The 24,749-nt window shown below is 66.2% G+C and carries 18 protein-coding genes; 3 read left to right on the top strand and 15 right to left on the bottom strand.

Annotated features, from left to right (window positions below):
- Positions 1-5 precede the first annotated feature (5 nt).
- The 9 genes from FHR97_RS01780 to FHR97_RS01740 form a co-directional block, all read right to left on the bottom strand.
- On the bottom strand, positions 6-2,057 hold the full coding sequence (locus FHR97_RS01780; RefSeq protein WP_183382047.1) for an acyltransferase family protein: 2,052 nt from the start codon (positions 2,055-2,057) through the stop codon (positions 6-8).
- Between the two features lie 861 nt (positions 2,058-2,918).
- A complete protein-coding gene (gene nqrM, locus FHR97_RS01775) occupies positions 2,919-3,176 on the bottom strand; it encodes a (Na+)-NQR maturation NqrM (RefSeq protein WP_183382046.1) in 258 nt (85 codons plus the stop codon).
- A gap of 176 nt (positions 3,177-3,352) precedes the next feature.
- Positions 3,353-4,585: an NADH:ubiquinone reductase (Na(+)-transporting) subunit F gene (gene nqrF / locus FHR97_RS01770; RefSeq protein ID WP_183382045.1), complete on the bottom strand. Its 1,233-nt coding sequence runs from the start codon at positions 4,583-4,585 to the stop codon at positions 3,353-3,355.
- Positions 4,586-4,649: 64 nt separating this feature from the next.
- The gene (nqrE, locus tag FHR97_RS01765; RefSeq protein ID WP_183382044.1) at positions 4,650-5,267 is read right to left on the bottom strand and encodes an NADH:ubiquinone reductase (Na(+)-transporting) subunit E; all 618 of its coding nucleotides are present in this window, start codon (positions 5,265-5,267) and stop codon (positions 4,650-4,652) included.
- Between the two features lies 1 nt (position 5,268).
- A complete protein-coding gene (locus FHR97_RS01760; protein WP_183382043.1) occupies positions 5,269-5,937 on the bottom strand; it encodes an NADH:ubiquinone reductase (Na(+)-transporting) subunit D in 669 nt (222 codons plus the stop codon).
- A gap of 2 nt (positions 5,938-5,939) precedes the next feature.
- Positions 5,940-6,761 carry a Na(+)-translocating NADH-quinone reductase subunit C gene (locus FHR97_RS01755; protein WP_183382042.1) on the bottom strand — a complete coding sequence of 274 codons (822 nt, stop codon included), beginning with the start codon at positions 6,759-6,761 and terminating at the stop codon, positions 5,940-5,942.
- Positions 6,761-7,987, bottom strand: a complete 1,227-nt coding sequence (locus FHR97_RS01750) for an NADH:ubiquinone reductase (Na(+)-transporting) subunit B (RefSeq protein ID WP_183382041.1) — start codon at positions 7,985-7,987, stop codon at positions 6,761-6,763. The genes FHR97_RS01755 and FHR97_RS01750 overlap by 1 nt, the downstream gene beginning before the upstream one ends.
- Positions 7,987-9,336, bottom strand: coding sequence for a Na(+)-translocating NADH-quinone reductase subunit A (locus tag FHR97_RS01745; RefSeq protein WP_183382040.1), 1,350 nt, complete (start codon positions 9,334-9,336; stop codon positions 7,987-7,989). Before FHR97_RS01745 ends, FHR97_RS01750 begins: the two co-directional genes overlap by 1 nt.
- Before the next feature lie 294 nt (positions 9,337-9,630).
- Positions 9,631-11,094 (bottom strand): glyceraldehyde-3-phosphate dehydrogenase, encoded by a 1,464-nt coding sequence (locus FHR97_RS01740; protein ID WP_183382039.1) that lies wholly within the window; start codon positions 11,092-11,094, stop codon positions 9,631-9,633.
- Between the two features lie 181 nt (positions 11,095-11,275).
- On the opposite strand from FHR97_RS01740, the gene mfd reads away from it, so the two are divergent.
- Complete coding sequence (gene mfd / locus FHR97_RS01735) at positions 11,276-14,725, top strand: transcription-repair coupling factor (protein ID WP_183382038.1); 3,450 nt, start codon at positions 11,276-11,278, stop codon at positions 14,723-14,725.
- 141 nt (positions 14,726-14,866) lie between these two features.
- On the top strand, positions 14,867-15,934 hold the full coding sequence (locus FHR97_RS01730) for a L,D-transpeptidase family protein (RefSeq protein WP_183382037.1): 1,068 nt from the start codon (positions 14,867-14,869) through the stop codon (positions 15,932-15,934).
- 267 nt (positions 15,935-16,201) lie between these two features.
- Here FHR97_RS01730 and FHR97_RS01725 read toward each other — a convergent pair whose 3' ends face one another.
- The 3 genes from FHR97_RS01725 to FHR97_RS01715 form a co-directional block, all read right to left on the bottom strand.
- Complete coding sequence (locus FHR97_RS01725; RefSeq protein WP_183382036.1) at positions 16,202-16,465, bottom strand: Lpp/OprI family alanine-zipper lipoprotein; 264 nt, start codon at positions 16,463-16,465, stop codon at positions 16,202-16,204.
- 178 nt (positions 16,466-16,643) lie between these two features.
- Positions 16,644-17,258 carry a L,D-transpeptidase family protein gene (locus tag FHR97_RS01720; protein WP_183382035.1) on the bottom strand — a complete coding sequence of 205 codons (615 nt, stop codon included), beginning with the start codon at positions 17,256-17,258 and terminating at the stop codon, positions 16,644-16,646.
- 317 nt (positions 17,259-17,575) lie between these two features.
- On the bottom strand, positions 17,576-18,844 hold the full coding sequence (locus tag FHR97_RS01715; RefSeq protein WP_183382034.1) for a GspE/PulE family protein: 1,269 nt from the start codon (positions 18,842-18,844) through the stop codon (positions 17,576-17,578).
- 186 nt (positions 18,845-19,030) lie between these two features.
- On the opposite strand from FHR97_RS01715, the gene FHR97_RS01710 reads away from it, so the two are divergent.
- On the top strand, positions 19,031-19,549 hold the full coding sequence (locus FHR97_RS01710; RefSeq protein WP_246403648.1) for an ion channel: 519 nt from the start codon (positions 19,031-19,033) through the stop codon (positions 19,547-19,549).
- 51 nt (positions 19,550-19,600) lie between these two features.
- Here the strand turns inward: FHR97_RS01710 and FHR97_RS01705 are convergent, their stop codons facing one another.
- From FHR97_RS01705 to topA, 3 genes are all read right to left on the bottom strand, one after another.
- Positions 19,601-21,187, bottom strand: a complete 1,587-nt coding sequence (locus FHR97_RS01705) for an ABC-F family ATPase (protein ID WP_183382033.1) — start codon at positions 21,185-21,187, stop codon at positions 19,601-19,603.
- Between the two features lie 360 nt (positions 21,188-21,547).
- A complete protein-coding gene (locus tag FHR97_RS01700) occupies positions 21,548-22,012 on the bottom strand; it encodes a DUF6586 family protein (RefSeq protein WP_183382032.1) in 465 nt (154 codons plus the stop codon).
- Positions 22,009-24,648: a type I DNA topoisomerase gene (gene topA / locus FHR97_RS01695; RefSeq protein ID WP_183382031.1), complete on the bottom strand. Its 2,640-nt coding sequence runs from the start codon at positions 24,646-24,648 to the stop codon at positions 22,009-22,011. Before topA ends, FHR97_RS01700 begins: the two co-directional genes overlap by 4 nt.
- Positions 24,649-24,749: the final 101 nt, after the last annotated feature.

Below are 24,749 nucleotides of genomic sequence, written 5' to 3'. Positions count from 1 at the left end.
GCTCGTCATTCATCCAACTGGGTCAGTTTCAATTGCTGCTCGTTCATCCATCCCCTGTGCCCCATATCGCGGAACATCTGGTCCACGAGCAGCGAGGAACCCTGAACGCTCAGATGATTGCTATCGTAGTAGAAGATTTGGTCTTCAATCTGGGCGGCACATCGCCCGGGAAGGTACGTATCACACAACAGCGCCGAGGGTTCCATTTTCAGGATATTGCGATGCGGTGCCACTCTAGCGAACTGACGATAGGAACTGGCGACACGCTCCTTGTAGCGCTCATAGTTGGTCGATAGTGGCGCCTGTCGCTCGATGCCATAAATTCTTTCCTTGGCCAGCAGGTAGGGAACATCCCAACCCACTTCCGGCACTGGATAGTACAGCACGACTCGCTTGCCATCATTGACCAGCCGATCGACGGTCGATTCGAGTCGCTGTCCAACGATATCGATACGCTCATCATCATCAAGATACGCGTCGCTTTCCTGCTCCATCGGTATGGCCTTCATGATTTTTCCGTCCTCGATACCGCCTTCACCATTATCGAAGACTTCACCCTCGATCTGAAGCGGATAGCGTGCCATCATGATCACCATATCGACATCTTCATTCCCTATCAGATAGTCCATGACCTGGTCATTGAACCTGCCGCAGCCCGGCTCATCGAATCGAGAAATCCCCTCGATCGGCAGGCAGTTGGTATACACGAGCATCTTGACCCTCATGCCCAGTGTATCGACGCGATCCGCCACCGGCTTGACCAGCGGCGTGGCATGACTATCGCCCCAGATCACCACGATTTTCTCGCCGTTCTCGTTGTACTCACAGGTCTCGTCGATTCTCAGGAACCTGCCTTCGGTCGCATGACACTCCTCCGGCACTTGACTGTTCGTCATACGCACATTGACGATTCGTTCTACCTCTTCACCGAAACGCCAGGGAATGCCTTGTGCCTGTAGCCCGTACGTCCCGATGCCGATCATCAGGCAGGATGTCACCAATGCTGTCTTGAAGATCTGGGCTCGAGTGAAATTGCGGCGGTTTCTGAAGGGCTGCTCGACGAAGCGCCAGGATAACCAGGCCAGAAGAATCGAGAACACACTGAGCAACAGAAGCTGACCATCACTGATCGGCCCCAGGCTGCGCTCCTTGGCGAAGACGAAGACGGGCTGATGCCACAGATAGGCGCTATAGCTGATCAACCCGATGCCGACGACCGGTTTCCAGGAGAGCAGGCGGCCGGCGACATCGTTGCCGTTGGCGAAGAGGATCACCAGGGATGCCCCCAGCACGGGAAGCACGGTCCACAGGCTGGGAAAGGGCGTCGTCTCATCGAAGGCGAAGGCGGCATACAGGATCAGGGCAAGGCCGAAACTGCCGCCCACTCGGCTGACCCACCAGGAACGAGCGATCCTGTGATCGTGCATGTAGATGGCGATGATGCCTCCTGCCAGCAGCTCCCAGGCGCGCGTCGGCAGCAGGTAGAAGTTGGCGGTAGGGTGATGACTCGCGCCATACTCGGCCAGTAACAGGCTGCCCAGGAGTCCCAGGGCGATGATGCTCAGCATCACCCCGTGCCTGAAGCGTGCCACGATCAACATGAACAGCGGAAAGAACAGGTAGAACTGCTCCTCGACGGCAAGACTCCAGGTGTGCAGGAAGGGCTGCATCTCCGCCGGCCCTGCGAAATAGTCCAGGGACTGCCAGAAGTAGATATTGGAGACGAAAAGATTGACGGCGATCAGGCTCTCGCTCAGGCTCTCGAACTCTTCCGGTAGCAACCAGAACCAGGCAACCATCAGACAGACGAGCGTGACGAAGAAGAGGGCTGGAAGGATCCGACGCGCTCGCCGCTCGTAGAAGTGGACGATCGAGAAGTTTCCCTTGAGTATTTCGCCGTAGATGATGCTGGTAATCAGATAGCCGCTCACCACGAAGAAGACATCGACCCCGACATAGCCACCGCTGACCCACTCGAAGCCGGCATGGAACAGGATGACAGGGATAACAGCCACTGCCCTCAAGCCATCGACCTCTGGCCTGTAATTCGTCGTCATGATCTCCTCACTCTGGCCCCTGGCTTGGTAACCTCATGAGCGCGCAGCCGCTTTTCCAAGCTGTCATCCGCAGACGGCATCTCCTAAGGCAACGAACGAGGCATCGATTTCATGGTGGCTCCCGGCCCTGGCCCTGCATTGCCATCGGCACGACTCTGCTTCTCCTCTCTTTACGCGCCTTCTCTTTACGCGCCCTCTCTTTACGCGCCCTCTCTTTACGCGCCCTCTCTTTGCACGCCCCCTCGATGACGCGCACTCTCATGACGCGCCCCTCATTGATTAGGTGGCGGTTGTATTAAAAATGTTAACTTTCCCCTACACAATGTTACTAAACGTATTTATTTCTTGCGTAGCTGGTTTTTTTCATACTTATTCTGATGCGCTGTCATGCTCTGGACGCCGGGCTTATGGTCTACGTCCGTCTGGGGCGGTGACCGGCGGGGGCGATGAGACATCGGGCACGTCCATGGCGCGTTGAACGCACAGGCGAAGAGGCTGCCCTCTCGAGAGAACAACCGGGGAGTGTGGGAAAGGGAATGGAGATTGGCGCGGCGCGTCAGGCGGGGGTCGGAACGGGCGATCGCCCTCTCATCGCGTATCAAGCTGCGCACACAGAAACAGCGACGTCCCGAAACTTCTGTAGGAGCGATCGATAGATCCGGTCCGACGTATCGGCGATGGCGCCGCCAGCATCCGAAGCGCCCGGGGTTTCTCCTGCCGCCGCTGCGCGGCGGATCGCGCAGCTCGCTGCGCTCCCACGAAGAGCCGAACTGCCACCTCCTGTGGGAACGCCCGCTTCGCGGACTTATCCGGCCTCACTTATCACTTACAGCTTAAGGTTTACGGCTCCACGAAGCCCGCTCAGCGCCTGGTGGCGTCGTAGCCGAGATCCGCCCCGCGGCTCTCGTCGCTGCGCCGACGCGCGCTGCCCTGGCGCTTGCGGTTTTCCTCTTCACAGACCTCATCCTTGCCGCCACAGACCTCGCAGCCCTCCTTGAGGCCGAGCTTGTTGAGGCCGCCGCAGGTGCCGGCGATGGGCTTCTGGCCGAGGATCACGCCCACCGCCATGGCGGCCATGATGAGTAGCATGAAGGCCAGGACCACGAGAAAGGTGCTCATAGGATGCTCCAAAGAACTTGAAAAGAGAGGGGTCCTCTTGAGACCACGCGACGGGAGGTTCGACTCCAGGGGATCCGTTGCCTGATATGCCGACCCGCGGGATCGGCATATCGGGCAGCGGAACCGACGAAGGCCGGCCCCGAGGGGCCGGCCCGCGTCGCCTCACGGCGCTCGCTTCAGCCGCCGAAGTCGTCGAGCATGATGTTCTCGGGCTCGACGCCGAGATCCAGCAGCAGCTTGATCACGGAGGCGTTCATCATGGGCGGCCCGCACATGTAGTACTCGCAATCCTCGGGGGCCGGATGGTCCTTGAGGTAGTTCTCGTAGAGGACATTGTGGATGAAGCCGGTCGGCCCCTCCCAGTTGTCCTCCGGCTGCGGGTCCGACAGGGCCAGGTGCCAGTCGAAGTTGTCGTGCTCCTCGGCCAGCTTGTCGTACTCCTCGTTGTAGAAGGTCTCGCGCCAGGAGCGGGCCCCGTACCAGAAGGAGATCTTGCGCTTGGTGTCGAGGCGCTTGAGCTGGTCGAAGATGTGGCTGCGCATCGGCGCCATGCCCGCACCGCCGCCGACGAAGACCATCTCGGCATCGGTGTCCTTGGCGAAGAACTCGCCGAAGGGCCCCATCACCGTGACCTTGTCACCCGGCTTCAGGTTGAAGACATAGGTGGACATCAGGCCGGGCGGATGACTGGTATTGGGCGGCGGGGTGGCGATACGGATATTGAACTTGAGGATGCCCTTCTCTTCCGGGTAGTTCGCCATGGAATAGGCGCGGATGACTTCCTCGGTGTTCTTGTGGGAGACGTCGAACAGGCCGAACTTCTCCCAGTCGCCCCGGTACTCCTCCTCGATGTCGAAGTCGGAGAACTTGATGTCGTAGGGCGGTGCCACCAGTTGCACGTAGCCGCCGGCGCGGAAGGCCACTTCCTCGCCCTCGGGCAGGCGCAGGTTGAGCTCCTTGATGAAGGTGGCGACGTTGGGGTTCTCGATGACCTCGCATTCCCACTTCTGGACGCCGAAGACCTCCTCGGGAACCTCGATCTTCATGTCCTGCTTGACCGGCACCTGGCAGGACAGGCGCCAGCCTTCCTTCTTCTCGCGCAAAGTGAAGTGCGATTCCTCGGTGGGCAGGATGGCGCCGCCACCCTCCTCCACGCGGCACTTGCACTGGGCGCAGGAGCCGCCGCCGCCGCAGGCGGAGGACAGGAAGATGCCGTTGGCGGCCAGGGTGTTGAGCAGCTTGCCGCCGGCCTGGGTGGTCAGGGTGTGCTCGGGGTCGTCGTTGACCTCGATGGTCACGTCCCCGGTGCTGACGAGCCTGCTGCGGGCGGCCAGGATCACCGCGGTCAGACCGATGATGATCACGGTGAACATGACCACACCGAGCAAGATGACTGTTGTATCAACCATGTCGGTTTCCTATTGCTAGCGTTGCCTGGTCACCGGCGGCGCGGCGCGCCGCCGGGAAGCCGTCTCAGAGCTGGATGCCGGAGAAGGACATGAAGCCCAGCGACATCAGGCCCACCGTGATGAAGGTGATGCCGAGACCCTGCAGGGAGCCGGGCACGTCACTGTACTTGAGCTTCTCGCGGATGCCGGCCAGGGCGGTGATGGCCAGGGCCCAGCCCACGCCGGCACCGAGGCCGTAGACCACGGATTCGCCGAAGTGGTAGCTGCGCTCGGCCATGAACAGGGTCGCGCCGAGGATCGCGCAGTTCACCGTGATCAACGGCAGGAAGACGCCCAGGGCGTTGTAGAGCGCCGGCACGTACTTGTCGAGGAACATCTCCAGGATCTGCACGATGGCGGCGATCACGCCGATGTAGCTCAGGTAGCCGAGGAACGACAGGTCGATGTTCTCGGCGCCGGGAATGCCCGTCCAGGTCAAGGCCCCTTCGGCGAGGAGGAATTCCAGGATCAGGTTGTTCACCGGCACGGTGATGGTCAGCACCACGATGACGGCGATGCCGAGGCCGAACGCCGAGGCCACCTTCTTGGACACGGCCAGGAAGGTGCACATCCCCAGGAAGAACGCCAGGGCCATGTTCTCGACGAAGACCGAGGCAATGAACAGGCTCAGATAGTGTTCCATGTTACACGGCCTCCTTCGGCTGGGTGTTTTCCTTCATCTGGAACTCGTTCTCCTCGATCTGCTCCGGGTTGACGCTACGCAGCACCCAGATGATCAGGCCGATGATGAAGAAGGCGGACGGCGGCAGCAGCAGCAGGCCGTTGGGCACGTACCAGCCGCCGTCCTGCACCGGGGTGAGCACGGTGAAACCGAACACCGAGCCGGCGCCCAGCAGCTCGCGCACGAAGCCCACGAGCATCAGGATGAAGCCGTAGCCCAGGCCGTTGCCGACGCCGTCGAGGAAGGCCAGCCCGGGAGGGTTCGTCATGGCGAAGCCCTCGGCGCGCCCCATCACGATGCAGTTGGTGATGATCAGGCCGACGAACACCGACAGCTGCTTGGACATCTCGTAGGCATAGGCCTTGAGGATCTGGTCCACCACGATCACCAGGGAGGCGATGATGGTCATCTGCACGATGATGCGGATCGAGGACGGGATGTGGTGGCGGATCAGCGACACGAACAGGTTCGAGAAGGCCGTGACGAAGATCACCGCCAGCGACATCACCAGCGAGACGCTCATGCTGGTGGTCACCGCCAGCGCGGAGCAGATCCCCAGGATCTGCAGCGCGATGGGGTTGTTCTTGAAGATCGGCGTCGTCAGGACGCCCTTGGGGGTTGCGGCAGACATGATCAGGCTCCTTCAGTGTCGTCGAGGTCGGTGGCAGCGCCCTGTACCTCGTCCCGGGCGACGCCGCTGCGGAACCGGGCGAGGTACTCGCCGAAGCCCTCGGGGCTGAGCCAGAACTTCAGCATGTTGGTCACCCCCTTGCTGGTCAGGGTGGCACCGGACAGGGCGTCGACCTCGGTCTCGCCGCTGGCGCCGCCCTTGACCAGGGCGATGTCCGGCTGGACGTCGTCGCCGTCGGCGAAGATCTGCTTGCCCTCCCACTGGGCCTTCCAGCGCGGGTTGTTGACCTCGGCCCCCAGCCCCGGCGTTTCGCTGTGATCGTAGTAGGTGATCCCGACGAAGGTGTTGCCGTCACCCTCCAGCGAGATGTAACCGCGCATCAGGCCCCACAGGCCCTGGCCGCGGATCGGCAGGATGATCTGCTCGGGGTCGTCCGGATCGCCCACCAGGTAGACGGTGCTGTAGTGCTCCTGGCGAGACAGGCCGGCGATGTCACGATCGCCCGACAGGGTGCGTGAGGACGCCGGATCCCGGGCCGCCTGGAAGTTGTCGTAGGTGGACGGATCGAACTGGTCGGAGTACTCGCCGGTGCGCAGGTCGACCACCCGCGGGGTGACCCGGGACTCGAACGCGTCCTCGACATCCATGCCCGGCTCGTAGAGGTTGGCCACGCTGAGGATGTTCGACTTGCGATCCAGCTCCTGATTGAGCTGCTGCTTGGCGCGCAGGCCGACCGCGGCGGTGGAGACGATGACCGAACACACGATGCAAAGTGCGAACGCCACCGTCAGGATCTTCTTGATGGAGTTGTTGCTCTGTGCCATCAGGCGGTCTCCTCGGCCGGCACGCCGGTACGCTGCATCCGGCGCTTGATGTTGGCCTGAACAAAGAAGTGGTCGATCAGCGGGGCGAACAGGTTGGCGAACAGGATCGCCAGCATGATGCCTTCCGGGAACGCCGGGTTGACCACGCGGATCAGCACGGTCATGACGCCGATCAGGATGCCGAAGATCAGCCGGCCGGGATTGGTCATGGAGGCGGACACCGGGTCGGTGGCCATGAACACCATGCCGAAGGCGAAGCCGCCCACCACCAGGTGCCAGTACCAGGACATGGCGAACATCGGGTTGGTATCGGAGCCGACCAGGTTGAACAGGGCGCTGGTCGCCACCATGCCCAGGAAGGTGCCCAGCATGATCCGCCAGGAGGCGATCTTGGTCCACAGCAGCACCACGGCACCGATCAGGATCGCCAGGGTCGAGGTCTCGCCCACCGAGCCCGGGATGAAGCCGAGGAAGGCGTCCCACCAGCTGTACTGCTCGCTCAGCGTGGCCATGCCGCTCTGGAAGGCGGTGGACAGCGGCGTGGCGCCGGTGAAGCCGTCCGCGGCCACCCACACCGCGTCACCGGAGATCTGCGCGGGATAGGCGAAGTACAGGAAGGCACGGCCGGTCAGCGCCGGGTTGAGGAAGTTCTTGCCGGTACCGCCGAAGATCTCCTTGCCGATCACCACGCCGAAGGTGATGCCCAGCGCCACCTGCCACAGCGGGATGGTGGCCGGGAGGATCAGGGCATAGAGCACGGAGGTGACGAAGAAGCCCTCGTTGACCTCGTGCCCCCGCTTGACCGCGAACAGCACTTCCCAGAAGCCGCCCACCACGAAGGTCACCAGGTAGATGGGCAGGAAATAGGTGGCACCGAGCACGAAGTTCGCCCACAGGCTGCCCGGATCATGGCCGCCGGCGAGCGTCATGACGATGGCCTCGCGCCAGCCGCCCATGGCACTGAAGCCGTCGGCGATGGCCAGGTTGGCCTGCCAGCCGGCGTTCCACATGCCGAAGAGCATGGCCGGGAAGGTGCACAGCCAGACCGTGATCATGATCCGCTTGAGGTCGATGCCATCGCGCACGTGGGCGGTGGTCTTGGCCACGCTCGGCGGGGTGTAGAAGATGGTGTCGACCGCCTCGAAGAGCGGATAGAACTTCTCGTACTTGCCGCCCTTGTGAAAGTGCGGCTCGATATTCTCGAGTGTCTGTCGGATACCCATCATCAGGCCTCTTTCTCGATCATGGTGAGGTTGTCACGCAGGATGGGACCGTATTCGTACTTGCCGGGACACACGTAGGTGCACAGCGCCAGGTCCTCCTCATCCAGCTCCAGGCAGCCGAGCTGCATCGCCGCCTCGATGTCGCCGACAATCAGCGAGCGCAGCAGCTGGGTGGGCAGGATGTCCAGCGGCATCACTTCCTCGTAGGTCCCCACCGGCACCATGGCCCGCTCGGAGCCGTTGGTGGACGTGGTCGGCGCATAGTTGCGCAGGCCCTTGAGCTTCGAGAGGTAGATGCCGAGCACCGAGTGACGGTTGGAACCGAGCGACATCCAGCCCATGAAGATACGCTTGTTGCCTTCCTCGAGCAGGCTGAGCTGATTGTGGAAGCGACCCAGGTAACGCAGGCTGCCCTCGGCGGTGAAGCCGGAGAACACCGACCCGGAGATCACCCGGGTCTCCTCGGGCTCGATGACCTCGCCGGCCAGCAGCTCCTCGGTGCTGGCCCCGAGGCGGGTGCGCAGCAGGCGCGGCGTCTCGGCGCGCGGGCCGCCGACGGCCACGACCCGGCTGACGTCGAGTCGGCCCTGGGCGAACAGCTTGCCGAAGGCGATGACGTCCTGGTAGCCGATGTGCCAGACCCGCTTGTGCAGGGCCACGGGCGAGAGGTGATGGATATGGGTGCCGACCAGGCCGGCCGGGTGCGGACCGCCGAAGGTCTCGACCTGAACGCCCTCGATGTCGCCGCCGGGCAGCCGGGCGTCGGGGGCGCCACACAGGAAGACCTTGCCCTCGGTTAGCCTGGCGAGCACCTTGAGGCCATCCTCGAAGGCCTCGGGCTGCTCGTTGATGATCCCGGCGGGATCGGCGGCCAGCGGGTGGGTGTCGATGGCGGTGACGAAGATGGCCTCCGGCGTGCCATCGATGGCGGGGGTGCGCGAGTAGGGACGGGTACGCAGCGCCGTCCACAGCCCGGATTCGACCAGCTGGTCGACCACGGTCTGGCGCTCCAGGGTTTCCAGCTTGTCACGGCCGTGGGCGGTGAACTCCAGGGCGTCCTCGGTCTCGTCGACCTTGATCACCACCGACAGCAGCTTGCGCTTCTCGCCGCGGTGAATCGCGACGATCTCGCCGGCGGCCGGCGCGGTGAAACGCACGCCGTCGATCTTCTTGTCGGTGAAGAGCAGCTGGCCCAGCTTGACCTTGTCCCCTTCCCGGACCTCCATGGTCGGCTTCATGCCGATATAGTCGGTACCCAGGACGGCCACGTGGCGCACCGGGCGCGCATTCTCGACGCGCTGCTCCGGGGCTCCCGTGATGGGGAGATCCAGGCCTTTCTTGACTTCGATCATAGTCTCGCCCAGTTGATGGATCGGATATACGAAGGAAAGGGGTGCGAATGGATTAGAATTCTATTGCTTGTCAGAATGTTACCAGTCGGGCCCGAGGCGAGCTCGAACCACCCCGAAAAATCCCCGGTATTATAAAGAGAAGCCAATGCGATGACCACCTGCCATAAGGTCGCAAAGGGGTCGCCGCGACAAGGGGCGAAGTGTCGCAGAGGGTGAAAAAAGCGTTGAGGAAGGCGAGCTTGGGGCCGGGGCGAGGAAGCGCCGTCCCCGCCGGGCGGCGGGGACGGCAGGGCATCAGCCCTGGGTGCGCGGCAACTTCAGGAAGCTGACGTTGGAGATATGCTGCAGGATACGGATGACCTGGCAGCTGTAGCCGAACTCGTTGTCGTACCAGACATAGAGGACGGCGTGCTTGCCGTTGGCGATGGTCGCCTGGGCATCGACGATGCCGGCATGGCGGTTGCCCACGAAGTCGGTGGAGACCACTTCCGGCGAGTCGACGTAGTCGATCTGCTTCTGGAAGGTGGAGTCGACGGACATCCGACGCAGGTAGTCGTTGAGCGCCTCGGCGTCGGTCTCCCGCTCCAGGGTCAGGTTGAGGATGGCCATGGAGACATTGGGCGTCGGCACGCGGATGGCGTTACCGGTCAGCTTGCCGCCCAGTTCCGGCAGCGCCTTCGCCACGGCCTTGGCCGCCCCGGTCTCGGTCAGCACCATGTTCAGCGGCGCGCTACGGCCGCGGCGGTCGCCCTTGTGGTAGTTGTCGATGAGGTTCTGGTCATTGGTGTAGGAGTGCACCGTCTCGACGTGGCCATGGGCGATGCCGTACTCGTCGTTGAGCACCTTGAGGGTCGGCACGATGGCGTTGGTGGTGCATGACGCCGCGGAGATGATGCGATCCTCGGCAGAGATGTCCTGATGGTTGATGCCGTAGACGATGTTCTTGACGTCGCCCTTGCCCGGCGCAGTCAGCAGGGCCTTGGCCACGCCCTTGCAGGCCAGGTGCTGGCCCAGGCCGTCCTCGTCGCGCCAGATGCCGGTGTTGTCGACCACCACGGCGTTGTCGATGCCGTAGGCGGTGTAGTCGACCTCGGCCGGCGAATCGGCATAGATCACCTTGATGACGTTGCCGTTGGCGGTCAGGGTGCGCGCCTCGGCATCGACGCTGATGGTGCCGTCGAAGGGCCCGTGGACGCTGTCGCGGCGCAGCAGGCTGGCGCGCTTCTCCAGGTCCTTGGCGATGTCGCCGTGGCCGCGCACCACGATGGCGCGCAGACGCAGCAGGTTGCCGCCGCCGGCCTTCTCGATCAGCACCCGGGCCAGGATCCGGCCGATGCGGCCGAAGCCGTAGAGCACCACGTCCTTGGGCTCGCCATTGCCGGCATCGGCATCATGGCCGTCGACGATCTCGGCCAGTTCCTCGCGCAGGAAGGCCACCGCATCGCCGCCGCCACGCTTCTTGTAGGCCACGCCCAGCTTGCCGACGTCCACGTGGGCCGGCCCCAGGTTGAGCTCGGCCATGGCCTTGACCAGCGGGAAGGTGTCCTTGACGGAGAGCTCGGTCCCCTCGATCTTGCGGACGTAGCGATGGTCCTTGAGGATGCGGATAACGCTGCGGTTGAACAGCGAGCGGCCATACAGGGTGGTCACGACGTTGTGGTGACGATAGAGGCTGCCGATCAGCGGGATCATCTGCTCGGCGATCGCCTGGTTGTCGTGCCATTCCTGGAAGACGGTATCGAGGGGTTGCTGACTCACGAGAGGCCTCTCTATGGGAATTGAGATACGAGCGTATTATCCGGGGCCCCGTTCGCCAGGGCAATCACGGGATGGTCGCAGGCGCTGTAGGGGTTTTACAGGAATCCGCGTTTCACTACATGGCTCCCTCGGGCTGGTATGATGCGCTCAGTCACCCCATCGACACGACCCAAGCGACGCCATGCCGACTTTCTCGCCTCTCGATCCCGCGCGTCCCCGGGGACTGCGCGACACCCTTTACTGGCAGACGCCTCCCGGCAGCGCCACGGCCCTGTCCCTGGCCAACCTGGCCGAGGACGCGCCGCTGCTGGTGGTGACCGCCGACACCGCCCAGGCCCAGCGCCTGGAGGGCGAACTGGGCTTTTACTCGCGCCTGCCGGTGCTGCCCTTCCCCGACTGGGAGACCCTGCCCTACGACAGCTTCTCGCCGCACCAGGACATCGTCTCGGCCCGGTTGCGCACCCTGCGCCGCCTCCAGGACGGCGAGCACGGCATCGTGCTGGTGGCGATCAACACCCTGATGCAGCGCCTGCCGCCGGTGGACTACATCGCCGGCCGGGTGATGACCCTCGAGGTGGGCATGACCCTGGACCGGGAGAAGTTCCGGGAGAGCCTGTCGCGGGCCGGCTACCGGGCCGTGGAGACGGTCTTCGAGCCCGGCGAGTACGCCCTGCGCGGCGCACTGATCGATCTCTTCCCCATGGGGAGCGAGTCGCCGCTGCGCATCGACCTGTTCGACGACGAGATCGACACCCTGCGCCATTTCGACCCGGACACCCAGCGCAGCCAGGACAAGGTGGCGGGGGTCGAGCTGCTGCCCGCCCACGAGTACTCGCTGTCGCGCTCGGCCGTGGCCTGCTTCCGGGAGGGCTTCGAGACGCTGTTCGACGTCGACCCCCGCCAGTGTCCGCTGTATGTCGATGCCCTCAAGGGCATCCCCTCCCCCGGGCTCGAGCAGTACCTGCCGCTGTTCTTCGACGAGACGGCCACGCTGTTCGAGCACCTCGCCGAGGGGACCCGGGTCGCCCTGCTCCCCGGCACCTTCGCCGCCGCCGAACACCACTGGGCGGCCATCGAGAGTCGCTTTGATAACCTCGGCGTCGACCCCACCCGACCGCTGCTGCCGCCCCACCGGGCCTTCGTGCCGGTGGCCGAGGCCTTCGGTGCCATCAAGCGCCACCCGCGGGTCGAGCTCACCGACGACCCGGCCCATCGCCATGCCCGGGTGCCGGCCGCCCGGACGCCTCCCGAGGTCACGATCAACGCCCGCGGCAAGCAGCCCCTGGCCGCCCTGGCGGCCTTCCTCGACGAGCGGCCCGAGGTCCGGGTGCTGTTCGTCGCCGAGTCACGCGGCCGACGCGAGGCCCTCGAGGAGACGCTGGCGCCCCTGGGGCTCGCCCTGCCCCATGTCGATGACTTCGCCGCCTTCCTCGCCACCGGCGAGCGCACCGCCATCACCGAGGGCGCCATCGAGGCCGGCTTGTGGCTGGACTCGCCGAACCTGGCGGTGATCAGCGAGACCGAGCTGTTCGGCGAGGTGGTGCGCCAGAGCCGTCGCCGCGAGAAGGCCACCGACGACAGCGAGCTGGCCGTCCGCCACCTCTCCGAGCTCAAGCCCGGTGCGCCGGTCGTCCACCAGGCCCACGGCGTCGGGCGCTACCGGGGCCTCGAGACCCTCGAGGCCGGCGGCCAGGCCGCCGAGTTCGTGTCGCTGGAATACGCCGACGGCGCCAAGCTCTACGTGCCGGTGGACAGCCTGCACCTGATCTCGCGCTATGCCGGCGCCGACGAGGAACTGGCGCCGCTGCACCGGCTGGGCTCCGAACAGTGGGAGAAGGCCAAGCGCAAGGCCGCGGAGAAGATCCGCGACACCGCCGCCGAACTGCTCGACGTCTATGCCCGCCGCGAGGCCCGGGAGGGCTTCGCCTGTGCGCCGCCCGACACCGAGTACGCCCGCTTCGCCGGCAGCTTCCCCTTCGAGGAGACCCCCGACCAGCGCGCGGCCATCCAGGCGGTGCTGGGCGACATGACCGCCCCCCGCCCCATGGACCGGGTGGTGTGCGGCGACGTCGGCTTCGGCAAGACCGAGGTGGCCATGCGGGCCGCCTTCCTCGCCGTGCACTCGGACCGCCAGGTGGTGGTCCTGGTGCCCACCACCCTGCTGGCCCGTCAGCACTACGAGAACTTCCGCGACCGCTTCGCCGACACCGCGGTGAACATCGAGCTGATCTCGCGCTTCACCGCCGGCCAGGGCCAGAGCGCCGCCTTGAAGCGCATCGAGGAGGGCCGGGCCGACATCGTCATCGGCACCCACAAGCTGCTCTCGAAGTCGATGCGCTTCCCCAACATGGGCCTGCTGGTCATCGACGAGGAACACCGCTTCGGGGTCGCCCAGAAGGAGCGCCTGAAGGGCCTGCGCGCCGAGGTGGACATCCTGACGCTGACCGCCACGCCGATCCCGCGCACCCTGAACATGGCCATGAGCGGCATCCGCGACCTGTCGATCATCGCCACGCCCCCGGCGCGCCGGCTGTCGGTGAAGACCTTCGTCCAGCAGCGCGACGAGGCGGTGATCAAGGAGGCGCTGCTGCGCGAGATCCTGCGCGGCGGCCAGGTCTACTTCCTGCACAACGAGGTCAAGACCATCGAGACCGCCGCCGAGACGGTGCGCGGCCTGGTGCCCGAGGCCCGGGTGGCCGTGGCCCACGGCCAGCTGCCGGAACGCGCCCTGGAGCGGGTGATGTCCGACTTCTACCACAAGCGCTTCAACGTGCTGGTCTGCTCGACCATCATCGAGACCGGCATCGACGTGCCCAGCGCCAACACCATCATCATCGAGCGCGCCGACAAGTTCGGCCTGGCCCAGCTCCACCAGCTGCGCGGCCGGGTGGGCCGCAGCCACCACCAGGCCTACGCCTACCTGCTGGCCCCGCCGCCGCGGGCGATGACCCGGGACGCCGTCAAGCGCCTGGAGGCCATCGGCCAGGCCGAGGACCTCGGCGCCGGCTTCACCCTGGCCAGCCACGACATGGAGATCCGCGGCGCCGGCGAGCTGCTCGGCGACGAGCAGAGCGGCCAGATGGAGGCGATCGGCTACAGCCTCTACATGCAGATGCTCGATCGCGCCGTGAAGGCGATCCGCGAGGGCAAGACGCCCAACATCGAGGCGCCCCTGGACGAGGGCGTGGAGATCGGCCTCAACCTGCCGGCGCTGATTCCCGACGACTACCTGCATGACGTCCAGCAGCGCCTGGTGATGTACAAGCGCATCGCCAGCGCCGAGAGCGAGGCCGAGCTCAAGGAGCTCCAGGTGGAGATGATCGATCGCTTCGGCCTGCTGCCGGCGCCGGTCAAGACCCTGCTGCGCCAGACCCGGTTGCGCCAGCGCGCCGAGCGCCTGGGCATCGCGCGCCTCGAGGCCGGCCCCGAGCGGGGCCGGGTGATCTTCGCCGGCCATACCCGGGTCGACCCGCTGATCCTGGTCGAGCTGATCCAGCGGGAGCCACAACGCTATCGCCTGGAGGGCGCCGACACCCTGCGCTTCGAGGCCGACATGGCCGACGAGGCGACTCGCTTCGCCGTCGTGGAGCAACTGCTCGATGCCCTCAACCGCAAGGCCGAAGCGGCATGACCCTCGGCCCTCGAGCCTCGAACCTCGCGCCAGCCCGAAGGGCCCGAGCCACTGGCGAACCGGCACCGGCTGGGGCACTCTAACACCATTGCCGATCCCCACGGACGGGGTCGGCCCCCATGACAACTCCGACCCGAGACCATGACCACCATGACCGCACCCTCTTTACGCGGCGCCCTGACCCGCACCACCTTGCTGCTCGGGCTGAGCACCGCCTTCGCCGCCCCCCTGCAGGCCAGCGAGGACCTGCCTCGCGGCTACTATCTGCTGCCCGAGGAGGGCGACCTCGTCGGCGAGGTCTACAGCGTCGAAGCCGACAAGGAGGACACCCTGATCGATATCGGCCACGAGCACGGTATCGGCTACCGGGCCATGGTGCGCGCCAACCCGGACGTCAGCGTCTGGTATCCCGGCGAGGGCACCGAGGTGACGATTCCCGGCCAGTTCATCCTGCCCGATGCGCCGCGTAACGGCATCGTGATCAATGTCGCCGAGATGCGCCTCTACTACTATCCCCCGGCCGAGGAAGGCGAGCCGCGCATCGTCCAGACCTACCCTCTCGGGGTGGGCCGCCAGGACTGGGAGACGCCGCTGGGCAACACCACCATCACCCAGAAGGTCGAGAACCCGGCCTGGTACCCGCCGGAGTCCATCCGCCGCGAGCACGCCGAGGCCGGCGACCCCCTGCCCGGCGTGGTGCCTGCCGGCCCCGACAACCCGCTGGGCACCCGCAAGATGCGCCTGGGCATTCCCGGCTACCTGATCCACGGCACCAACAAGCCGGAGGGCGTGGGCATGCGCGTCTCCCACGGCTGCGTGCGGATGCTGCCGCAGGACGTGGAGCATCTGTTCGACCAGATCGCGGTGGGCACCCAGGTGCGGCTGATCAACGAGAGCTTCAAGCTGGGCTGGTCCGACGGCACCCTCTACGTCCAGGCCTACCCCTACCTGGACGATAAGCAGGGCACCAGCATCCAGCGGGTTACCGAGGCACTCGGCCAGGTCGATGCCAGCATCGAAGGGCTCGAGTACCCGGTCGACTACTCGCGGCTGCGCGAGGTGGTGGAGATCCCCGGCGGCATGCCGGTGGCGCTCGAGTCCGCCCCCGAGCCCGCCGAACCGACCCCGGCCCCGGAAACCCTGTATGACCGCCTGGAGCTGATCGCCGCCCGACCGAGCCTGTACGACCAGCTGCCGCCGCAGGGCTGACGACACCGGCGCTCCCACACAAGCTGGCAAGGGTTGCGGCTTTTCGTGGGAGCGCAGCGGGCGGCGAGAGAATCGCGCTCTATCGAGCGCTCCCACAGGGTTCAGATACCCCGGGCGCCTGGCGGCGCCATCGCGCTCCCTGAGCACTCCCTGAGCACTCCCACAGGTCACGCTAACGTGCAATGAGCGAAAAAAACCACCCCTCGAGGGAGGGGTGGTTTCTGATACTACATCGCCAGGCAGCGTGCCTGGCGTGGTGATCCGGAATTACTTGCGCATGGAACTCTCGAACATGCGGTTCATCTCTTCACGGTTCTGCTGGGACATCTGCAGAGCCGCCTGAGCGTCGCGCTGTGCCTGGTTGGCGGTGTTCTGTGCCTGGGTGGCGATGCTGCGCGCTTCAGCGGCGTCGGCCTGAGCGGACTCGGCGGTCATGCGGACTTCTTCCAGGGCGCCGGAAGAGGCACAGCCGGCCAGTACGGCGAGAGAGGCAGCAGCGGCGGTCAGCTTCAGAGTGGTCTTCATAGTCATGGTGTTCTCCTTGGGTCTTCCTTGGTACTGCGTTGGTGATGCCTGCAGAACAGGCTTCCTGCAAATGTGCAGGTCTTCCTGCAGCAATGTCTGCTGCGTGTCACAGGAGTCAAACGCTGTTCTATAGCAAGACACAACGCTTGTCTACCGACTAGAGCGTCCCTAGCGCATGTAAAGCCTAGCGGATCACGACTCGCGTGCCAATGTCGATGATCGACGACAGTCGCTCCACCTGGGCATCGGTGACGGCCACGCAGCCGTTAGTCCAGTGGAAGCGGCGATGGATCTCGGGATCGCCGACACCGACCCCATGAATGCCGATATAGCCCCCCAGCACCGTCTCCTGGGGAGGCGAACCGTGGCGACGGTAGTACGAGAAGTAGTCGTCATAGTCCTGCTGGCTGTAGAGCCCCGACGCCAGGGCCATCCGGGCATGGGTCGGCGTGGGATAGTCCAGGCCGACGAAGATGTGGAACTTGCTGTGGCGGTTGAACCGGTTCACCCGGAACTCGCCCAGCGGCGTGGCCCGATCGCCGCTCACGCGCTGCGGCTTGGCGCCGCCCCGTCCCAGCGAGATCGGCGCATAGTGCTCCAGCCGTGCCTCGCCGCGGAAGAGGCTGAGCGAGGACTCGCGGTCGTCGACCAATACCCAGAGCTCGCTGGGATAGCGCGGTGACGTGGCCTGCGCCAGCAGATCGTTCATCAGGGTCGGACTGGCCTGGACGCTCGCCCATGGCCAGAGGGGGGCCGTCAGGGCCAGCAAGCCGAATCGGCGACGGGAAAGGTCTGGCATCTCCACCTTCTTCGTCAGGAAGCATCGTGACTGGGAAACGTGAGCGCCTTTATAGCGTATTCCGCTGTCTCTGTCAGGGGACGTGGGGTGCATCTTGTCCTGGGGCGGCAGATAACCAGGCCGGGAGCCCTCCCGAGCGCATGTCAGCGTCGCACGGGAGAGACATTGCCAGGCCGCAGCCCCTTGCCCGTCGCCATTCACCGACAGCTCCGAGGTCTCCCCCTCGCGCGTCGGGCCCGGGGCCGTGGCCTGATTCGTCATGCCCCCTCGCCGACGAGCGCTCGCCGACGAGGGCGACCCGGACGCGCTGCGCCGGGTCAGGCCGCCAGGATAGCGCCCATCCGCAACACCTCGCGCAGGGTCGTCACGCCGCTCTCCGCCTTGGCCAGGCCATCGTCCAGCATCAGGTGCTCGCCTCGCTCGACCAGCCCATGGCGCAGCTCGGTCTCGTCGGCATGACGCAACAATCGGCCATGGTCGTCGCTGGACGGCTGCCAGAGCTCGAAAACCCCGGTGCGGCCGTGATAGCCCAGGCCCTGGCAGCGGTCACAGCCCACCGCCGACCAGGCGCGCCGGGGCACCGGCGCCCCCACCGCCGATAGCCAGTCGGCATCCTCGGGATCCACGGCCTCCAGCCGGCGACAGGCCGTACACAGCCGCCGCACCAGCCGCTGGGCGATCACCAGACCGAGACTGGCGCCGATCTCGGCATCGTCGAGACCCAGCTGGCGCAGCGTGGAGACCACACCCACGGCATCGCGGCTATGCAGGGTGGCCATCAGCGAGCGGCCGCCATTGGCGACACAGACCGCCGCCTGGGCGGACCCCGGATCGCGCAGCTCGCCGATCAGCACATAGTCGGGGTCCAGGCGCAGCATGGAGCGGGTGCCCGAGGCGAAATCGAGTCCGTGGTCCGGGTCGACCTGCACCTGATTGATGCCCGCCAGTTCGTACTCGACCGGGTCCTCCAGCGTGACCACCTGGCTGTCGGTGAGGCGCAGCTGCTCGAGGAGGGTGTAGAGGGTCGTGGTCTTGCCGGCGCCGGTGGGGCCGGCGACCAGCAGCATGCCGCCCGTGGCATCCAGCCAGCGCCTCAACCCCCGTACCCCCTGCTCGCCAAGGCCCAGGGCCGAGGGGTCGGTGAAGGCGGGCGGCGGTGCCAGGAAGCGCACCGCCAGCTTCTCGCCGGCCACGCACTTCACCGCCGTGACCCGCAGGAAGCGCTCCTCGGCGTCGACCTCGCCCTTCCCGCTCGATGTCCAGCCGAAGCTGCCCTCGGAGGTGGCCAGCGACGGTACCGGGTTGAGCCCCGCGAGGACCTTGAGCTGGTTGATGAGTCGGTGACCAAGGCCTGTCTCGACGGTGGCCGCATCGACGACACGGCCATCGATGCGCAGGCGCAGGCGCACCCCGCCCTCGAAGGGATCCAGGTGGATATCGCTGGCCCGAGCCCGGTGGGCGTCGTCGAGGAGCACATGGGCCTCGAGCACCTCCTCGCCGGCGGGCGGGGTGTCGATCAGTGTGGCGAGGGTGGGCAGCAGGGTCGCAGGGGACGGTGACGGGAAAGGGTGCGGGAACTGGCGCATGGGCACTCCTGGCAGGGGGCGGATGGGCAGAACCTGCCCCCAAGCCTAGCCAGCTCGGCGCCGGGCGTCGCCTGCTCAGTAGTCCTCGAGGCGCTGCATGTCCCGTGACAGGCGGCGAACCTCGGCATCCTGGCCGTGCCCGCTCGGGGCTGCTACTGATACCCTGGCCGAGGAGGTCACGTCGGGATGATGCAGATCGAGGCCACGGGAGCCGACCGCTCCCGTCCCGATTCCACCGCCAAGGAGGCGCCCTTGACCGATGCCCTGCTCGATATCAGTCACCTGACCGCGGTGGGTGCCACCGTCATCCTGGTGGTGATCTGCGTGCTGCTGCACTACGAGGTGTCGAGCGTGCTCAGCGGCCTGATGCGGCGGACCTCCCCGACCCGGCGACGGCGCTTCCTGGGCCTGATGTTCGGCCTGCTCGGCGCCCATGTGGTGGAGATCTGGCTGTTCGGCCTGACGGCCTGGTGGCTGGAGGCGACCACCTCGGCCAGCGTCGCCGGGGCCACGGTCGTCAACGGCCTCGACTACATCTACCTCTCGGCCATCACCTACACCACCCTGGGCTACGGGGACGTGTACCCGGAGGGGCCGCTGCGCTTCCTGATGGGCACCGAGTCGCTGACCGGCTTCATGCTGATCACCTGGTCGGCGTCGCTGACCTTCCTCGAGATGCAGCGCCACTGGAACGACCGCCACTGACGCCACAACACCCGCCAACTTGTGTGGAAGCGCCGGTCCGACGCCTCGGCGTCAGAGCCCTTGGCTTCTCAGGTAGTCGTCGTAGCTGCCGGTGAAGTCGCTGATGCCCTCCTCCCCCATGTCGATGATGCGCGTGGCCAGCGAGGCGACGAACTCGCGGTCATGGCTGACGAAGATCAGGGTGCCCGGATAGTTCGCCAGCGCCAGGTTGAGGGCCTCGATGGATTCCATGTCCAGGTGGTTGGTGGGCTCGTCCATCAGCAGCACGTTGGGTCGGGTCAGCGTCAGCTTGCCGAACAGCATGCGCCCCGCCTCGCCACCGGAGATGACCTTCACCGACTTGTCGATGTCGTCGCTGGAAAACAGCATGCGCCCCAGGGCGCCGCGCACCACCTGTTCGCCGCCATCGGTCCACTGGGCCATCCATTCGAACAGGGTCGCGTCGTTGGCGAAGTCGTCGCCGTGATCCTGGGCGAAGACCCCGAGCTCGGCGCTGTCCGTCCAGCGGACCTCACCGGCGTCGGGCGCCAGCTCGCCGCCGAGGGTCTTCAGCAGGGTGGTCTTGCCGATGCCGTTGGGGCCGATGATGGCAATGCGCTCGCCGGCCTCGACGGTCAGCGAGAGCCGCTCGAACAGCGGGGCGGCAGTCTCGTAGCCCTTGGTGATCGCCTCGACGTTGACCGCGTTGCGGTGGATCTTGCGGTCCTGCTCGAAGCGGATGAAGGGACTCACCCGGCTGGAGGGCTTGATGTCCTCGAGCTTGATCTTGTCGATCTGGCGCGCCCGCGAGGTGGCCTGCTTGGCCTTGGAGGCATTGGCCGAGAAGCGGCTGACGAAGGCCTGCAGCTCGGCGATCTGGGCTTTCTTCTTGGCGTTGTCGGCGTGCTGGCGCTCGCGCGCCGCGGTGGCGGCGGTCATGTAGTCGTCATAGTTGCCGGGGAACAGCGTGATCTCGCCGTAGTCCAGGTCCGCCATGTGCGTGCAGACGCTGTTGAGAAAATGGCGGTCGTGGGAAATGATGATCATGGTGCTGTTACGCGCCGTCAGCACCCCCTCCAGCCAGCGGATGGTATTGATGTCCAGGTGGTTGGTGGGCTCGTCGAGCAGCATCACGTCGGGGTCGGCGAACAGCGCCTGGGCCAGCAGCACGCGCAGCTTCCAGCCCGGCGATACCTCGCTCATCGGTCCGCCGTGCCGGGCCAGCGGGATGCCCAGCCCCAGCAGCAGTTCGCCGGCCCGGGCCTCGGCCGTGTAGCCATCGAGTTCGGCGAAGCGCACCTCCAGGTCGGCCACCGCCATGCCGTCCGCCTCGCTCATCTCCGGCAGCGAGTAGATGCGCTCGCGCTCCGCCGCGACCTCCCAGAGCTCCCGGTTGCCCATGATCACGGTGTCGATGACCCGCTCGTCCTCGAAGGCGAACTGGTCCTGGCGCAGCCGGCCGAGCCGGGCCCCCGGCTCGACCATCACCTGGCCGGCCGAGGGCTCGAGGTCGCCGCCGAGGATCTTCATGAAGGTGGACTTGCCGCAGCCGTTGGCGCCGATCAGGCCATAGCGGTGGCCGCGGCCGAACTTGATGGAGACGTTCTCGAACAGGGGCCTGGCCCCGAACTGCATGGTGACGTTGGCGGTAGCGATCAAGGGAGGGGTCCGGTCAGGGGAAAAGGGGCGAGAGTGTACCGGTTATGGCGACATCTCTCACCCCCTGGCGAAGCCGGGCCATTGCTATCAGATAGTAGTATCTGCTCGGGGCTGATCCGTCGACAAGCCTGCGAGGAGGCGCTGTGAATACCTCCATGTACGCTACCGACACCCTGCGGCGCTCTTGCGTCCCGCTCCGCTTGCAGGTCCGGTGCTGGCCATCCATGGCCAGCCCGTTCGGAGCCGTGCTCCTCACCCCTGGCGTAGGACCTCCTCTTCGGCTTGTCCCCGGCGCCCCTCTTCAAACACAGCTGCAACAACCCTGGAAGCCGGGCAGCGCACTGACCGTCGCCGGCCCCGCTACCACTCCTCGCTGGTCTCGCGCAGCGCGGCGATCTCGCGCTTGGCCTCGGCCAGGCAGTCGCGGAGCTCCTCGTGCAGGGCGGCGGCGCTGCCCACGGCGATCAGCCCCTGGGCGGCGCCGCTGGCCCGGCGGGCCGCGCCCTCGCTGGAATGCAGGGCTTCCAGGCGGCCAAGCAGCCTGGCCAGCCAGCTGTCGGGCCGGGCCGCCAGGCTGCGCAGGCGCTCGAGCTCGGCCAGCGGCGTCCCCGCGGGGTCGAGCAGCTCGCGCCAGTCGTGGTGCTCGAGGGCGGCATGCTCGGTGACCTCGCGCAGCAGCGACTCGAGGGCCAGTTCCAGCAGGGCCAGGGCCCCCTCCTCGCCGGCCATGCGCCGGGCCTCGCGGTGCTCGTCGTCGCCGGGCGGCACCGCCAGCAGCAGCTCGGCCTGGTAGAGCAGCTGGTTGGTACGCGAACGGGGCGTCACTTGCGCTTGTCCTCCACTTGCCAGCGGCCATCGGCGTAGGTCGCCTTCCAGCCGGTGGCCTTGCCATTGTCGTCGGTCATCACGAACTGCTCCTTGAGCTTGCGCGAGAAGCGGATCTGGGCGGGCCGCCCGTCGGGATCCTCGCTCGGCGCATCGAGCAGGTAGCGATACTTCTCGGGCAGCTCCTCGGCATGGGCCTTGAGCTCGGCGACCAGCGGCGGACGGGTCTCGCGGTTCTTGGGGAACTTGCTCGCCGCCAGGAACAGGCCGCTCGCGCCGTCCCTCAGCACATAGTGGTCCTCGACCTTCTGGCAGGCCAGCTCCGGCATCGGGATCGGATCCATCTTGGGCGGTGCCACCTCGCCGCTGCGCAGCAGCTTGCGGGTGTTCCTGCAGGCCTCGTTGGTGCAGCCGAAGTACTTGCCGAAGCGCCCGGACTTGAGCTGCATCTCGCTGCCGCACTTGTCGCACTCGATGGTCGGGCCGTCGTAGCCCTTGATGCGGAACTTGCCCGGCTCGACCTCGTAACCGTCACAGTCCGGACTGTTGCCGCAGATATGCAGCTTGCGGGTCTCGTCGATCAGGTAGCTGTCCATGGCGGTGCCGCACTTGGGGCAGCGATGCTTGGCCCGCAGGGCGTCGGTCTCGGCATCCTCGCCGGCATCGGCCGCCACCGCCTCGTCGCCGGGCAACAGGTCGATGGTGGCCTTGCAGCGCTCCTTGGGCGGCAGGTTGTAGCCGGAGCAGCCCAGGAAGACCCCGGTGGAGGCGGTGCGGATCTGCATCTTGCGCCCGCAGCTCGGGCAGTCGATGTCGGTGGGCACCGGCTGGTTGGGCCGCATGCCCTCCTCGCTCTCGGCCTCGGCCAGCTCCTCGCGGAATTCCGCGTAGAAGGCATCGAGCAGCTCGCGCCAGCGGCGCTCGCCCTCGGCCACCTCATCCAGGCTGTCCTCCATGCGCGCCGTGAAGGAGTAGTCCATCAGGTCGGGGAAGGATTCCTTGAGGCGTTCGGTGACGATGTCGCCGAGCTTCTCGGCATAGAAGCGCCGGTTCTCCAGCTTGACGTAGCCGCGGTCCTGGATGGTCGAGATGATGGCGGCGTAGGTGGACGGCCGGCCGATGCCCTTCTTCTCCAGTTCCTTGACCAGACTCGCCTCGGTGTAGCGGGCCGGCGGCTTGGTGAAGTGCTGCTGGGGGTCCAGGGCCTCGAGCGTGAGCGGCGTGCCCTCGGCGAGGTCCGGCAGCGACTGGTCCTCGTCCTTGCGGCCCATGGGCTTCATGACCCGGGTATAGCCGTCGAACTTGAGCACGCGGCCCCTGGCCTTGAGCTCGTAGCCGTCGGCCTCCACCGTCAGGGTGGTGGAGAGGTACTCGGCGGGCATCATCTGGCAGGCCACGAACTGGCGCCAGATCAGCTCGTAGAGGCGCTCGGCATCGCGCTCCATGCCGGCCAGGTCGCTGGCCCGGCGGGCCACCTCGGAGGGGCGGATGGCCTCGTGGGCCTCCTGGGCGCCTTCCTTGCTGGAATAGCGGTTGGGGGCCTCGGGCAGGTAGCGCGCCCCGTATTCCTCGCCGATGAAGTCGCGCACGCTGGCCACCGCCTCGCCGGAGAGGTTGGTGGAGTCGGTCCGCATGTAGGTGATGTAGCCGGCCTCGTAGAGGCGCTGGGCCAGCGTCATGGTCTTCTTCACCGAGAAGCCCAGCCGGCCGCTGGCGGCCTGCTGCAGCGTCGAGGTGATGAAGGGGGCGTTGGGCTTCGAGCGGGTCGGCTTGTCCTCCCGCGAGGTGATCGACAGCGCGGCCTGGCGCAGCGCGGCGATGCGCTCCAGGGTCTCGGCCTCGGAGGTCGGCCGGAACGCCTTGCCGTCCTGGCGCGCCAGCTCGAAGCGCACCGGCGAGGCCTCGGCGTCGTCGGCCGGCTTCAGGTCGGCGTGCACGTCCCAGAATTCCTCGGGGACGAAGGCGCGGATCTCGCGTTCGCGCTCGACGATCAGGCGCATGGCCACCGACTGCACCCGGCCCGCGGACAGGCCGCGGGCGATCTTGGCCCACAGCAGCGGCGAGAGCATGAAGCCCACCACCCGATCGAGGAAGCGGCGGGCCTGCTGGGCCTCGACCCGCGGCATGTTCAGCTGGCCGGGATCCTCGAAGGCCTCCTGGATGGCGTTCCTGGTGATCTCGTTGAACACCACGCGCCGATAGCGTGCCTCGTCGCCCCCGATGGTCTCGCGCAGGTGCCAGGCGATGGCCTCCCCCTCGCGGTCGAGGTCGGTGGCGAGATAGACGGTGTCCGCCTTGTCGGCGAGTTTCTTGAGCTCGGCGACCACCTTCTCCTTGCCGGGCAGGACCTCGTAGTTGGCCTCCCAGCCATGGTCGGGGTCGATGCCCATGCGCCGGATCAGCTGGTCGTGGGCCTTGCGCTGGCGGTACTCGGCCTTCTCCTCGGCGGACATCTTGCGGGTCGCCGCGGCCTGGCGCGCACGCTCCTTGGGGTCCGAGGCCGCCTTGCCCGAGCCGCTGGTCGGCAGGTCACGAATGTGCCCCACGCTCGACTTCACGATGAAGTCGTTGCCGAGATACTTGTTGATCGTCTTGGCCTTGGCCGGCGACTCGACGATGACCAGTGACTTGCCCATAGTGCTCCACAATTCTGTAGGCGCGAGCCTGCAGGCTCGCGCCGGACGGTTTCGGCCCGCCCAGTCTCGACGGGTGAAAAATGGCTTACCCTACCCCAGCA

This window comes from Halomonas stenophila, from assembly GCF_014192275.1.
Classification (GTDB): Bacteria; Pseudomonadota; Gammaproteobacteria; order Pseudomonadales; family Halomonadaceae; genus Halomonas; species Halomonas stenophila.
The sequence above is the reverse complement of the archived record's forward strand: the minus strand, read 5'-3'. Positions and strand labels throughout refer to the sequence as shown.